The sequence below is a fragment of the Listeria sp. MAN/IMW/UF464 genome (assembly GCF_058683955.1).
Window position 1 is genome coordinate 1,083,751 of record NZ_JBZWZP010000001.1, and the last position, 14,884, is coordinate 1,098,634.

The 14,884-nt window shown below is 36.1% G+C and carries 14 protein-coding genes; 2 read left to right on the top strand and 12 right to left on the bottom strand.

Annotated elements, in window-relative coordinates:
* Nucleotides 1-38: 38 nt before the first annotated feature.
* Nucleotides 39-944, bottom strand: coding sequence for a magnesium transporter CorA family protein (locus AC4PG0_RS05520; protein WP_185324965.1), 906 nt, complete (start codon nt 942-944; stop codon nt 39-41).
* Nucleotides 945-1,339: 395 nt separating this feature from the next.
* On the opposite strand from AC4PG0_RS05520, the gene AC4PG0_RS05525 reads away from it, so the two are divergent.
* Nucleotides 1,340-2,380, top strand: a complete 1,041-nt coding sequence (locus AC4PG0_RS05525; RefSeq protein ID WP_045553569.1) for a lactonase family protein — start codon at nt 1,340-1,342, stop codon at nt 2,378-2,380.
* A 42-nt stretch (nt 2,381-2,422) separates the two neighbouring features.
* Here the strand turns inward: AC4PG0_RS05525 and AC4PG0_RS05530 are convergent, their stop codons facing one another.
* The 4 genes from AC4PG0_RS05530 to AC4PG0_RS05545 all read right to left on the bottom strand — a co-directional run bounded on the left by AC4PG0_RS05530 (nt 2,423) and on the right by AC4PG0_RS05545 (nt 6,651).
* Entirely contained in the window at nt 2,423-3,118 is a 696-nt protein-coding gene (locus AC4PG0_RS05530; protein WP_045554403.1) for a histidine phosphatase family protein, read from the bottom strand.
* On the bottom strand, nt 3,119-3,826 hold the full coding sequence (locus AC4PG0_RS05535; protein ID WP_207578381.1) for a histidine phosphatase family protein: 708 nt from the start codon (nt 3,824-3,826) through the stop codon (nt 3,119-3,121).
* 129 nt (nt 3,827-3,955) lie between these two features.
* Entirely contained in the window at nt 3,956-5,434 is a 1,479-nt protein-coding gene (locus AC4PG0_RS05540) for a peptide MFS transporter (protein ID WP_112120108.1), read from the bottom strand.
* 35 nt (nt 5,435-5,469) lie between these two features.
* A complete protein-coding gene (locus AC4PG0_RS05545; RefSeq protein WP_033837907.1) occupies nt 5,470-6,651 on the bottom strand; it encodes an iron-containing alcohol dehydrogenase in 1,182 nt (393 codons plus the stop codon).
* A 208-nt stretch (nt 6,652-6,859) separates the two neighbouring features.
* Between AC4PG0_RS05545 and cbpA the strand changes: the two genes are divergently transcribed.
* Nucleotides 6,860-7,495, top strand: coding sequence for a cyclic di-AMP binding protein CbpA (cbpA, locus tag AC4PG0_RS05550; RefSeq protein WP_003760686.1), 636 nt, complete (start codon nt 6,860-6,862; stop codon nt 7,493-7,495).
* A gap of 57 nt (nt 7,496-7,552) precedes the next feature.
* Here the strand turns inward: cbpA and AC4PG0_RS05555 are convergent, their stop codons facing one another.
* From AC4PG0_RS05555 to AC4PG0_RS05585, 7 genes are all read right to left on the bottom strand, one after another.
* Entirely contained in the window at nt 7,553-8,584 is a 1,032-nt protein-coding gene (locus AC4PG0_RS05555) for a WxLIP family cell surface protein (protein WP_045553572.1), read from the bottom strand.
* A gap of 78 nt (nt 8,585-8,662) precedes the next feature.
* Nucleotides 8,663-9,505: a WxL domain-containing protein gene (locus AC4PG0_RS05560; protein WP_003770689.1), complete on the bottom strand. Its 843-nt coding sequence runs from the start codon at nt 9,503-9,505 to the stop codon at nt 8,663-8,665.
* A gap of 51 nt (nt 9,506-9,556) precedes the next feature.
* Nucleotides 9,557-9,847, bottom strand: coding sequence for an LPXTG cell wall anchor domain-containing protein (locus tag AC4PG0_RS05565; protein WP_033533352.1), 291 nt, complete (start codon nt 9,845-9,847; stop codon nt 9,557-9,559).
* A 28-nt stretch (nt 9,848-9,875) separates the two neighbouring features.
* The gene (locus AC4PG0_RS05570) at nt 9,876-11,870 is read right to left on the bottom strand and encodes a LapB repeat-containing protein (protein WP_492167360.1); all 1,995 of its coding nucleotides are present in this window, start codon (nt 11,868-11,870) and stop codon (nt 9,876-9,878) included.
* 28 nt (nt 11,871-11,898) lie between these two features.
* Nucleotides 11,899-12,546, bottom strand: a complete 648-nt coding sequence (locus AC4PG0_RS05575) for a Crp/Fnr family transcriptional regulator (protein WP_003770684.1) — start codon at nt 12,544-12,546, stop codon at nt 11,899-11,901.
* A gap of 345 nt (nt 12,547-12,891) precedes the next feature.
* Nucleotides 12,892-13,923: a WxLIP family cell surface protein gene (locus AC4PG0_RS05580; RefSeq protein WP_033533354.1), complete on the bottom strand. Its 1,032-nt coding sequence runs from the start codon at nt 13,921-13,923 to the stop codon at nt 12,892-12,894.
* A 79-nt stretch (nt 13,924-14,002) separates the two neighbouring features.
* Complete coding sequence (locus AC4PG0_RS05585; protein ID WP_010990483.1) at nt 14,003-14,845, bottom strand: WxL domain-containing protein; 843 nt, start codon at nt 14,843-14,845, stop codon at nt 14,003-14,005.
* Nucleotides 14,846-14,884 lie beyond the last annotated feature (39 nt).

The following is a 14,884-nucleotide window of genomic DNA, read 5'->3' on the forward strand; positions in this document are numbered from 1 at the left end:
AAAACCCTGCTTTCAGTGTGAAAGCAGGGTTTTTTATGTTATCTCATCAATTTTCGCAATATAAAAGAAAGTCCAAACCACAGTAAAATACTAATAAAAATTGCAACAATCCATCCAAATGCATTATGTTCTAATGGAAGTGGCATATTCATTCCAAAAAACCCAGTGATAATCGTTGGCACTGTAAGCAAAATAGACAACGCAGTAAGTATTTTCATCGTATCATTCAAATTATTATTTAAGATGTTATTATATGTACCCGATAGTTGCTGTAATATTTGCGAGCTTAGTTCCGTCATTTCAACCAATTGTCTAGCTTCAATTAGCGCATCCTCAAACTGCTCTTTTTCCACTTCATTTAACTTTCGAAAGATTACATGTGTTTTCATTTGCTCTAATAACGCGGCGTTTTGCTTAGAAGCTGACAAAAAGTACACGATCCCTGTTTCTAAATCAGATAAAGAAAGTAAATTTTTCTTCGTCGTTTTGATTTTCAGCTTATCATTAATTGTTTTACGATCAATATCCATCTCTTCCACATACGGAAAAAACGAATCCATAACAAGATATAAACTACTAAATAAAAATTGTAAAATAGTCACATCTTCATTCTCTTTTAAGTATTTATTCATTTTTTTTACAATATATTGGTTGTTTTTATTTGTAATCGTTAGTAACTGTTTATCTTTAATAATGTAAACCATTGGAATTGTTTCATAGTGATTATCGATTTTTCGTTGATCGGGTACATTAAATACCACCACGAAAGTATCCGATTTTTGGTCATACTCAAAATGAGCTCGTTCATTTCTGTCTAAGGAATAAGCAATGACCTCCTCATCAATATCATATGTAGCATAAATATCTTCTAAGTTGTCCGCTTTATCAGTATTAATGTTAATCCAGTTATATAATTCATTTCCAAAAATTGTTTGAATAGACATTTCTTCCCCTCTTTCCTAGATGGCATAAAAAAAGAGCGCCTCTTCTCTGGCATCTCTACTAAAATATAATTATAGCACAGAACCTGGGAAATTCTGTGCTACAACTATCTTAAAAGGAGTGTTTATTTGCAATAAGCTATTAAGAACATTTCTATGGGGGAAGTGATTTATTCTTAACTAGCTTATTTCAAATGACAATCTCTATGGGATAAGTATATCTTACATTACTTTTGTTTCTAAGTCAATACTTTTATTACAAAAACATTTCATAAAAGTCTAAAATATGGTTAACTTTATGAAAAGTAATAAAAATGCAATAAACGTGATGTTTTTCTATCTTTTCTTTACTATGCTATAATTGACTAGGAAATATCTTATATATAGGAGGAATAGGCATGTCAAATAATGAAGCAACTGCGTATATTGGTACATACACCAAAGTCGAAAGCCAAGGGATCTATCGCTTAGTAATCGACAAAACTACTGGTGAAATTAAAGAAAATAAATTAGCCGGAAAAATGGATAACCCAACATATCTTAAAATTTCAGATGACGAAAAATTCGTTTACTCTGTAGCAAAAGATGGCGATAAAGGTGGAGTTGCAGCTTTTTCAATTGAAGAAGATGGCTCTCTTGCTTTCATTAACCAAGATGTTCAAACAGGTAACCCGCCGTGTTATGTAGATGCTTCAGAAGATGGTTCTATCGTTGTTTCTGCTAACTATCACCTAGGCACAATCGTAAGTTACCCAACAGAAAACGGCGCTTTAAAACCATCTGTTGCAACGATTCAACATACTGGTAAAAGTGTTCACGAACGTCAAGAAAAACCTCATGCTCACTTTGCTGGATTCACTCCAGACCAAAAATATGTTATCACATGTGACCTTGGAACGGACAAAGTAACTACTTACTCCGCTAATTCTGGTAAACTTGAAAAAGTAACTGAATTAGAAGTAAAACCTGGAAGCGGTCCTCGTAACCTTGTTTTCCACCCAAATGCTAAATATGTGTATATCATGACAGAATTGACTTCCGAAGTTATTTTTGCTGAATATGATAACGCAACTGGTAAATTAAACGTTATCCAAACAATCGCTTCTCTTCCAGAAGGATTTGATAAAGAAAATAAAGGTAGCGCCATTCATATTTCTCCAGATGGTCGTTTCCTCTATGTTTCTAACCGCGGTCAAGATGCTATCGTTAGCTATGCTGTTGCAGAAAACGGTACTTTAACACTTGCAGCAACAACACCAGTAGAAGGCGTTGGTCCTCGTGACTTTGACCTTAACTATACTGGCGACATTTTAGTAGCAACAAACGAAAACAGCAATAACGTTACTGTTTTTGGTGTTAATAAAGAAACTGGCGCTCTTACTTTACTTCAAAAAGATGTAAAAGTTCCAGAGCCAGTTTGTATTAAATTCGTAAAATAATTTGAAAATCCAGAGTAGCGTATTTCGCCACTCTGGATTTTTTTATGCTAAGACTAACTTTCCTGCTTCAATATAGCTTAAATCATTAACTGCTTCAATCGTCCATTCACCATTTTCAAATGCAAGTCTTGTAACACTTGCATTTGCTAATTCTGGATTAATTTGCGTTATATCAAAGAAAGAAATAATGGTATTAATCGCCATTCCATGAGAAACAACTAATACATTTGCATTTTCAGATTGATTTTCTTTAGCAACTGTTTCCAAAGCATTTTTCAAACGAGTTACCATGGAGTCCCATTTTTCGGACATTCCAGTTTCATCAATTTTTTCAACTGTTTCGGAAATGATTTGATAGCCATCATAGCCGAATTTTTCAAAAGCTTCTTCCACTGACTGAAAACCAAGATGCTCGATTACTTTTCCGAACATAATGTCTTCATACTCCCCTTCAAATTTACCAAAACCGAATTCACGGAAATCGCTCAACTCATTTAATTCCAAATGGGTTTGTTTGCTTTCTCGTAAAACTATTCCAGCCGTTTCAATCGTCCGACCGCGGTCACTTGTATAAACAGCATCAAAAGGAATTTCTCTTAACCCGCGTCCTAAAAATTCTGCCACTTCTATGCCTTCATTTGTGAGCGGTGTATCTGACCAACCTTGCACGCGACGAGATGTATTAAACATCGTCTTACCGTGCCTAACTAAGTACACATTTAGTTTTCCTGTTGTCACTTAAACTCCCCCTTGCGCTTTTTTTCCGGCTTCTACATAAAACATATTTCCAGGTTCTTCAATGGAATAAACGCCGTCTTCAAAAATCACTTTTGTTACACTAGCATTTTCGATAGTTCTTAAATTTTTACTTGGATCAATCATTTCAATAATGCGGTGAATAACCATACCATGCGCAACAACAAGGACCTCTCCACCACCACGAGTTTGCGCATCCTGAAGAATCGCATCCAGTCCGGCAGTCAATCGTTTTTCAAAAATGGCCGAGTTTTCTGTCATGCCTGTTTCATCCATTTTATGCACCGTGTCAATCACGATATTAGAATTGTTTTCAGAAGTTTTATCATAATAATTTTCGATTGACTCAAAGCCGTGAGCCTTCGCAACCATTTTTAACACAGTTTGGTTATATTCTCCTTCAAATTTACCGAAACCAAACTCGCGCATTTCAGCTAATTTTTCGAGTTTTAAATGATGGTTGTCGCTTTCTTTCATTACAATTCGAGCTGTTTCAATGGCACGTCCGCGGTCACTTGCGTAAGCGGCTACAAAATTAGTCCCTTTTAAACCACGACCTAAATCATGCGCAACAAGTGCTCCTTCTTCGGTAAGCGGCGAGTCAGCCCAGCCTTGCACCCGATCAAGTGTGTTTAAAATCGTCTTTCCATGTCGCGTTAAATAGATAACTACCCTGCTTGATGATTCCATGTATACACTCCTTTAAATTATCACTTCTCCCTTTAATAGTAGCAATCTTAAGAGTTAATGGCAAACTAATTTATTTTCCACACACAAAAAACACTTCCTCTAAACAAAGAGAAAGTGTCTTTAAATCCTTTAATGAACGCCCTTCATGTATTTTTTCAAGAATGGCGCGAAAATGAATAATGCTATCGCAAAGCCTATTGCGACAAAACCAGTAATTCCAAAGTAAGCAATTTCAGTGTCAGCATTAAAGAATTGCGTTACTTGTGCGTTAAAAGCTTGTCCCATCGCATCTGACAAGAACCATAAGCTCATTGTTTGAGACGCAAAAGCTTTTGGTGCTAGTTTGGTTGTCGCGGATAGTCCTACTGGAGAGATAAACATTTCCCCGAAAATACAGATGAAGAAACTTAATACTAGCCAAAGCGGGCTTACAAGTGTAGTCGTATTTCCATGTAAAATACCAGGAAGCATCATTACAACAAATGATAAACCAGCAAAGAATAGTCCTAAAGCAAATTTTCGTGGTGTAGATGGTTGTCTATCACCCAGTTTCGTCCAAATCCATGCAAAGATAGGCGATAAGGTAATTACAAATACGGGATTAAGTGATTGGAAATTCGCTGGGTTTAAATTGAAGCCCCAAATAGATAAATCCGTTCTTTCTGCTGCAAATAGCGCTAAAGTGGTTGATCCTTGTTCTTCAATCATCCAAAATAATACTGCGATTAAAAATAATGGTATGTATGCAGTTAAGCGTGATCTTTCGTCCGCCTCTGTTTTCTTGCTTGTCATCATCATAATAAAGTAAGCTAGCGGCACTCCAACTCCCATTACTGTTACAGCAAGGATAATTGTATTAATTGTTAAACTACCTGTAATAAGTGTTAACACAGCAATTAATAATCCGATTGCTAAAATAATACCGATAATTTTCATCGTAAGGATTTTAGCTTCTGATTTTTGAAGTGGATTTGGTGCTTTTTTGCCTGCTTCTTTTAAGTATCGTTTTCCTGTCAAAACGTAAACAACGAGTGCTATTGCCATCCCAACAGCTGCTACACCAAAACCAGCGTGGAAGCTTCCGGCATGATCCGAAACATTCGAAACAATCGGTGGTGCGATAAATGCGCCTAAGTTAATCCCCATATAGAAAATACTAAAGCCAGCATCACGACGATTGTCTCCGGCTGGGTATAAGTCCCCAACAACACTAGATACGTTTGGTTTAAGTAATCCAGTTCCTAAAATAATAAATGCCATAGAAACAAATAGCGCTGCTGCTCCCCCATTAGGAATCGCTAGTACTAAATGCCCTACCATAATTAATACGCCACCATAAAAAATGGTTTGTCTCGGTCCTAACACTCTATCAGCAAACCAGCCACCAATAACACCCGACATAAACACGAGTGAGCCATAAATAGACATAATGGCAGTGGCTGTAGATTGACTAAAACCAAGTCCACCTTTAGATACAGAATAATACATATAATATATTAATATTGCGCGCATTCCATAGTATGAGAATCGCTCCCAAAATTCTGTATTAAATAACGTAGCGAGTCCGCGCGGATGTCCAAAAAATGTCTTTTCCTTCTCGGTACTCAAGAAAATTCGCCTTCTTTCATATTTAAAAATTATTACTATAAAGCATTGGTATAGATTTTACGAGATATTTCTAAAGTTTGGTCACCGCGTTCAGAAATACTTGTTAAACCATGACGCTCTAATTGATCCACTAGTAAGTCTACTACTTCATCACCAAGACCATAATCGCTAAATCTAGTCCCTGCGCCTAAACTTTCAAAGAACTCACGTGTTTTAACAATTGCTGCATCTATTTTTTCATCATCAGTACCATTTGTAATTCCCCAAACACGTTCAGCATATTGTACTAATTTCTCATGTTTTTCCTCACGACGAACATTTAAAAGAGATGGTAATACAATCGCTAAAGTACGCGCATGATCTATTCCATATAATGCAGTAATTTCATGACCCAAACTGTGGCTTGCCCAATCTTGTGGGACGCCGCGAGATAGTGTTCCATTGAGCGCATTCGTAGCCGACCACATGAAAGTTGCCCGCGTATTGTAATCATGATTATCTTCCTCAATAACAGCTGGACCAATTTCAATTAACGTTTGTAATAAACTTTCAGCATAGCGATCTTGAAGTAACGCTCCTACTGGATAAGTCATATATTGTTCCATCACATGCACATACGCATCCATAATGCCATTTGCTAGTTGACGTTTTGGCAAAGTATAGGTAAGCTCTGGGTCAAGTAAGGAGAAAACTGGGTATGTAAACGCACTTCCAAAGCCAAGTTTTGCTTTCTTTTCAACAAAAGTAATAACCCCGCCACTATTCATTTCAGAACCTGTTGCCGGAAGAGTTAGTACTGTTCCAAAAGGTAGCGCTTCTGTAATCGGACGTTTTTCGCCAATTCCGCTGCCAAAAATATCGATTGGATTTCCATCAAATAAAGCGCCAGCAGCAACAAATTTCGTACCGTCAATAACAGAACCGCCACCAACAGCTAGTAAAAAGTCATAGCCTTCTTCTTTCACAAGTTGAATTGCTTTGATTAACGTTTCGTAGGTAGGGTTGGCTTCGATACCACCAAATTCACCAACTTCTCTAGATTTAAGGGCTGCTTTTACTTTATCAAGCGTTCCAAATCTTTTTACACTACCGCCGCCGTATAAAATCAATACTTTTTTATCTTGAGGAATAACTTCATTTAATTCTGCAAAACGGTCTTTACCAAAAATAATATGAGTAGGATTATAATAATCAAAATTCAAGATTTCTTTTTGCATTTTCATGTCCTTCTTTCTGTTTACAATTTTACATAGCATAGTTAATAATACACTTTTTCAAGAAAAATTAAACCTTTATATAAAAGTTTCCTTATATATATGATAAAAATTACACATTTTCATTCTCGTAATTGAGTTAACAGTGATTTTCTATACAAAAGACCTACTTTAAGTTAAAATGAAAGAGAAGAAGAATGGAGTGAATAACATGTTGATAAAAAACCTTTGTATCCCTAAAATAAATTTAACAACCGTTCCTGGAGATGCTACTTTACAAGAGGCTATCAATTTACTAGAAGAATCTGGTTATCGCTGTGTTCCTGTACTAGACGAAAAAGGCGAAAAATTCTTAGGTAATATTTATAAAATGCATATTTACAAACATGCAGCAAATGGTGGAAGCCTGAGCGATCCTGTAATGAGCTTAATCAAAAATGCAACGAAACACATTTGTGTGAATGCATCTTTCTTTGAAGTATTCTTTACAATTAAAGAACTACCATATATCGCAGTTTTAAACGAACAAGGTAATTTCTATGGTATTTTGACGCATGGTAAATTACTTGGTCTTTTACAAGACGGCTGGAACGTAAAAACTACTAGTTATGTACTTACGATTGCAACCGGTGAAGTACAAGGCGCCTTAACTAAAATCACTAAAATCATCGACCGTTATTCGAGCATCGCGAGTTTGATTACACTCGATAACCAAACGGAAGATTTCATTCGTCGTGTGCTGGTTTCCTTACCAGTTGGAGTAACCGAAGATAAGAAAAATGAAATCATCTCTCACTTAGAACGCAAAGGACTTCGTGTAGTAGAAACAGAGAAAATCGAAAAATAAAAATAAAGCTTGAAAACAAGAATCGAATCTCGTTTTCAAGCTTTTTTATTTTGCTTTTTACTGTGATTCCTCGTCTTTTTTCCTAGCTCGTTTTCCAATAAAATAAGCTGTTGCTATCACAAGGAATACGAGTAAAATACCACCCGTCACATACATCCAAGTGTAGTCTTTCTCAAGCCCTAGAGCCACCTTATTAGCCTTTTTAGCATCTTCCTCTGAAATGGTAAATTCTTTTACCCATTCCCACTTATCATCGGCTGTTTTAGCTACCAACTCCACTTTGTATTTACCGGGTTTTAATTCTTGATTTTCCCAGTCCACACTGTAATTAAAGTTGGAGTTTGGTGCCATAGAAAGGTCGGTTCGTTTTGATTCACGCAATACTTTCTTGCTACCGTCTTTATATATTTTTGCATCCACGGCCATCCCGCCAACTAAGGTCGCTTTTGTATTTTGCAAGTTTATTTCGACTACATTTCGGTAGTTTCGCGATGCCGGTTTAATTTCATTTAATTCCAAGTTCGGCTTTACGACCGTCGTTTTTTCTGTAAGCTTCACTCCGATTACATAGGCGTACTCATTTTTAATTTGGACTTCTTTTTTAGAGGTATCTTTTTCCTTTTCTTCATCTTTCTTTTCTTGGAAATGTAGCCCACCTAAAATAATGCCATCATAACTCTCTACTGGCATATTAATATCGAGAGACCATATTTTTGTTTCATTCGGTTTAAGCGTCACTTCTGATTCACTCGCTTTTACTATATCTGAAAATGGATACTTTAATGTTTTATCCGTTTTTGCTTTTGGAATCGAATAATCTACGTACCCCATTTCGTTAGTAACAGCTGTATTGGCCACACATTTAATCGTGATTTGTTCTTTTCCTTGGTTCATTAGTTCTACTTTTATAGTTTGTTTATCTTCTGGAGCCATTTGTAAATCAAAATAAGTAACACCAGACGCTTGGTTCTCAGGCAGGATTGCTTTGACAGAGAATTTCCCTTCCGCTTTCGCTGCTGCCACTGTTTGACCGTGAAAAAAAATAAAAGTAAAAAAACATACAAAGACAATAGCGAATATTTTTTTCAAGTCTAAATTTCCTCCTAATTCCTCAATTTAAAAAGAGAAAACAACATAAAAAGATGAAGTTTTCTCTTTTAAAAAATGTTAAATTGCTGGCGTGTCGCTTAACGTCCAAGTTAACTTACTTTGATAAGTTCCATCTTCAATAACGGTATTTTGTGGAATGGATAATTTAGGTTTTGTTGTTTGTGTTGCATTTTTTGCTGCTGAACCAAAGCTATCTGTCCAAGTTCCCATACCTTCGTCATCACTAAAGTTAGTCGGTGTCGCTGTTTGTTTATCTTTGGCTGCCATTACAGGAACCGTGCTGAGACCCGTCATCGGAATAGTTATATTATCATAACCAGTTGGCGCTTTCGCTGTCGAATTGACTGTTGCGACAGTAGATTTCGGAATCGTTAACTGAGCACCTTGAATTTTTTTAGCTGGCGTGGAACTATCTTTAAACTCACTAGCTGTAACAGAAAGCGTCCAACCAGTATTAGTACCACGTAAATCACTTATTTGTGCATATGGAGTCACTTTTTTTGATACGGATGCTTCTCCTGGTAAGTCTTGCTGCCCATTGCCATTTGTATCTGTATACGTAGAAAGCGTGTCATCTTCGGCATGAATGTTCAAAGCTCCAGAAGATAAAGCAGATACACTTTGAGTTCCGAAATCCCAGTTGGATATAGCAAGTATCCATAATCCGTCCGAACTCACGGGTGGATTGTCTGGACTTGGTACTACTGGGTCTGTTTCAGTTGGATCTGGAGTTATTGGTTCGGGAGTTGGTGTTGTGCTTTTATCAAATTTGATGGTTCCTTTTGTATCTTTATTGACTTTAGTTGCTGCAGACGCAAAATCTTCAGAAAGTACCGGTGTCACGATTAATCCTAGTGCTAATAAACTTGTTGAAATTACCTTTGTTGTTTTTCTTATCATTATTATTCTCCTTTTTCTGTTATGTTATTGTTTATTTAAGATTAGCTTTTTTTACTTCACCCCCTTAAATAAGTTCTTTTTGGCAATTAAAAGGAGGCTTACACCTAGTAAAATAAAGTAAGAATCACTATTATCTCCGGTTTTAGGAAGCCGCTTAATTGGACCTTTGGAAGGAAAAGTGCCGCTCCTGTCATCTGTTCCAAAAACCTGTGCAGGGCGGTTTTTATCTCTCACAAAAGTTACACCTGCCTTACTTATTGCTGTATCTGTATACGCGCTACTTTCTAATGGAAAAAGAAATAAAACAGTACAACCTATAACAATTAGAATATATTTTTTCACGCTTCGAAGTCTCCTTCTATTTATTTTTTTATCTAGGTACATCCTCTAAAGTCCATGTGACCGTAGCTTCATAAATTCCCGTTACTAATGCATCATTTGGTAGAACTTCTAGAGTTAAGTTATTTTGCAAATTAAAAGTAGTTGTAATTTCTCCAGATTGGTCAGTTGGTTGTTTCGTTTCAATTGGTTGATTAGTCGCATTCAAAAATATCGGACTACTTTCTGATGACTCTTTTTGATACTTAAGAGAAGTTTCTAATATGTCTCCTTTCTCGTTTTTAAAAGGGCTCATCATTCCAGTTATAGTCCATCCTTGTTTCGCCCTTCTTCTATCAAGTACTTCTATTTCAGCGTCTCCCTCCTGAGCAAAACATTTTAGAGTTTGCTTATTATTCGAAATAGGAATGGGGTCAGTATTTTCATCCACGTCCATCCGAAAATCATCTGAAATTTTCATCTCTAAGCCTTCCCTGACACGTACTAAAATTGTCACTGGTTTAGCAGCATCGGTTAACGGTGGCCAATCAGGAGTGGAAAGCTCGACGAAATAATCGCCTGCTTTATTTAAATCCACCTTCGAAGCAAAGTCATCTTTCAAATCATTAGGAACGCTCCCTGGGCCAGTTAAAGTCGCATTGATGTCTTGTCGAAATTGATTCGAGTCAACGTTTTCACCTACTAAATAAGTATATTCACTTTTTGCAGTGATGACTGGTTGCTTATTCTTAATAACAACCTTTATATCTTTAGAAACTTCGCCTTCTATATTAGACGCTGTGGCCGTTACAAAGTAGACACCAGCAACTGAAGTATTTTTTATTATCGAATTAAAGTTAGTAGTAATAGTTGTTTCCTGATCTGTAACAATCTTGGCATCTTCTAAAAATTTACTTTCCGTTAGCGGCGTATTTACTTCATATAGAACGTCTTTCGATGAAATTATTTTTGGAGGACCGAGGTACTCAAGTAGTTGTTTTACATATCCAGAGAAGTCCATTCTAATTCTTCCAAGTGAGACTGAATTATCTCGCCAGTAGTAGTGCACGCCAGGTACAGTTGTAACCTTTGGCGGATATACACGCTCCGTAAATGTTATATTTGGTTTTTTCATCATTACTTCTTTCGACCAAGTAATAGTTGAAGTTGAAGTGTCAAATGTTGCAGCTGGAGAATATGAACGGCTCCTATAAATAGGATCTCCTATAATATTCATACTAATTAATGAAAAAGGCTTTTTGCTAGAAACGGTTAATTTAGGAAGCACAATCTCTTGTGAGTGTAAACCTACACTTCTAAGTTTTGGTTTTGAATCATCAGCAATGTTTTTTAAGCTAGACAGGTCGATAATTTGGTTGCCCGTGAGAGCGATGTGCTCTATTAAAGGCATTTTTATTTTTGGTAATACAGATGGATCTGTTATTTTACTATGCTCCAACACAAGATTAACCAAGCGTGGAAATCCATTAGGTGATTTCAAAAACGGAGACAAATCTGTTATTTCATTCTTTTGAAAAAGGATAGTTTCCAGCTCAGTAAGATATTGGATTCCTTCAATTGATTTAATTAAGGGCTTATCGTAAACACCCCAGTTTACGGACCACAAACTTGTAATTGATTTCAACTCTGCTTCTGTTACAATAGAATCCACACTCCTTTTATTATTGTATGTTGATAAATTTTCAGCTATTGCATTAGCCATCCCCGGGTCTTTAAAAATATCCGAAATTTTGCTATTAGGCGGAATCGGGGGAAGGGTATTTTTTAGGTTTTTAAGTGGGGTCTGCGCTTTTTTATTTGTTTGACTTTCTTTGGTTTTATTTTCGGTTTCTGAATTATTGTTTGCTTGTTTTTTTTCAGGGGTTAAGATTGTTTTATTTAAGTTGTCGTTCGTTTTTGTTAATTCTGGCGTTTCAGTAGTTTTCGGTGCTAGTGCTTCTCTTGTTTCTTCCGCGAATGAATACACAGGAGAACAAAGCGCTAATAATAATATAAAAAGCAACAGTGGCTTCCAGTTCAGTTTCATCTTCTGTCTCCTTCTCGTTAGTTAGATTTCATAATAATTCGGCCATAATTCCATCTTGCACGATGAATGTCTTCCGGTTCCTTTTCAAAATATTCTTCTCTAGTAAAGACACTCTTTGCCGGTAAAATGCGGCTTTCGATAAAGTACTATATTCAATTAAGGCTTTTAAGGTTATTTCGGACGGTAAGGTAATATTTCCTTGTGCATCCTTGCTTCCGATAAGTTCACCCAAGTATTTTATTGCATAGTAAAGCTTATCCTTGTGCGCCTTATTGTTTAGTAAAGATCTATAAAATAAGTGGCGTTCAAATCTTTTTAAAAAGAAATACTGAAAACCAAAATTTTCCGGAAATAACGTGAGCGCATATTCAACATCTTGCTTCTTATATTCATAAATCTCACAAGTTTCTGATAATACAATGTGCTCTGTAGTTGGGGGAGATTCTTCCAAAATACAATATCTAAGAAAAATTCCAGGTTCAAAAATAGATAGTAATTTCTGAGGTGATTCCCGAGTATAGCTACTGATATATCCCTCAATTAGTAAAATAACACTATCTAGTTTAGAAGACTCGCTTGTAATCTTTTCGCCGTGTTTGAATTTACGTTTTCTGTGTTTTATCCCATGCTTTTGCATCATGTTGATAAATTCTTTGTATGTAAATAATTCCTCCACTAAAAAAATTCACTCCTCTGTATTTATATAATTTATTTAGCGACACATGTTAGTCTTGGCGAGAACTAAACTTATATTACCATGCACAAACTGAATTATTTTCTCTATAGAGAAGGAATTTAGCACTTTTTTTGTTTTTTCTTTTTAAAAATTTTTTTAATCCTCCTGAAATTCATACAAAAGACGTTCGTTAATTTGTCACAACTAGTTAAAAGTCCCCTTGATTCATTCTCACATTAGACACTTGATTTTTTCATAAAAACACAGCGATATTTCAATCCAAATTACAAGCACAAAAAAAGCTTGAAAACAAGTGAGTTCCTCGTTTTCAAGCTTTTTATACATTTATTCTTCATCATCTTTTTTCTTTGCAGTACGTCTTCCAATTAAATAAGTGACAGTAATCAGAATTAGTAAGAGTAGAATTCCACCTGTGATGTACAACCAAGTGTAATCTTTCTCCAGTCCTAAAGCTTTGTCATTTGCTTTTTTAGCTTCATCTGATGAGATTGTAAAATCCTTCGTCCATTCCCATTTATCGTCTTTATTTTTGGCGACTAAATGAAGTTTATACTTTCCTGGTTTTAACTCTTGGTTTTCCCAGTCCACACTGTAATTAAAATTGGAATTTGGTGCCATTGATAAGTCCGTTCGTTTTGCTTCATGTAGCACTTTTTCGCTGCCTTGTTTATATATTTTGGCATCCACGGCCAGTCCACCAACTAAGGTCGCTTTTGTATTTTGCAAGTTTATTTCGACTACATTTCGGTAGTTCCTACTTCCTGCTTTAATTTGATTTAATGCTAGTTCCGGCTTAACTATAGTGGTTTTTTCGGTTAACTTTACACCAATTACATAAGCATATTCATTTTTAATTTGAACTTCTTTTTCTTGCTTTGTTTCTTTCTCTGTTTTTTCTTTAGTCTTTTCTTTAAAATGTAACCCGCCTAAAATAATTCCATCATAGCTTTCTTCAGGCATTTGGATATTTACCGACCAGATTTTAGTTTCATTAGGTTCAAGTGTAATCTCGGAGTCACTTACTTCTGTTATATCAGCAAATGGATATTTGAGCGTTTCATCCGGTTTTGTTTTTGGTATCGAGTAATCGACGTACCCCATCTCATTGGTAATAGCTGTGTTGGCGACGCAATTAATAGTCATTTGTTCTTTACTTTGATTGGTAATTTCGACATCTAATTTTTGCTTCTGCTTAGGTTCCATTTGTAAATCAAAATATGTCACGCTAGATGCCTGATTAGCTGGAAGAATTGCTTTTACGGAAAAACTATTACCTTCTGCTGCCTCGGCGTGTTGATTTGGCAAACAAATAATAGCAAATGTACAGGCAAAGATGATAGCGAATATTTTTTTCAAGTCTCTCTTTCCTCCTAATTACTCAATTTAAAAAGAGAAAACAACATCGAAAAATGCAGTTTTCTCTTTTTGAAAAATGTTAGACTGCTGGTGTATCGCTTAAAGTCCAAGTTAATGTACTTTGATAAGTGCCTTCTGCTACAGCCACGTTTTTAGGAATAGATAATTTCGGCTTAGATGTTTCTGTTGCAGATACTTCTGCTGAACCAAAGCTATCTGTCCAAGTTCCCATACCTTCATCATCACTGAAGTCTGTTGGTGTAGTAGCTTGCAAATCTTTAGCTGCCATTACAGGAACTGCTGCTCCGCCAGTCATAGAAATTGCTACGTTATCATATCCAGTTGGTGCTTTTGCGGTAGAATCTTTTGATTTAACTGTAGATTTTGGAATAGTTAACTCAGCACCAGCGATTTTTTTTGCAGGTGTAGAAGAATCTTTGAACTCACTACCTGTTACAGAAAGAGTCCAACCATTATTCGAACCACGTAAATCACTAACCTGAGCGAAAGGAGTTACATCTTTAGTTACAGAAACTTCTCCTGGTAAATCTTGCTTACCATTTCCGTTAGTATCTTCATACGTAGTAATTTTTCCATCTTTAGCATGGGCATTTATTGCACCTTTAGATAATTCGGATGAGTCAAGTGTACCAAAGTCCCAATTAGATACTGCTAAAATCCATAGACCATCACTACCTACTGGTGGATCAGTTGGATTTGGAACAACTGGATCTGGGTCAGTTGGATCTGGATCTACTGGAACTGGATCTGGAGTTGCGCTTTTATCAAATTTTACAATCCCTTTTGAATCTTGTGTTACGGAAGTTGCTGCTGAAGCAAAATCCCCAGAAAGTACTGGTGCTACAATAAGTCCTAGTGCTAATAAACTTGCTGTTGTTACTTTTACTGTTCTACTTGTCATTATTATTCTCCTCTTTCTGTTATCCTTTTTTGTCGTGCT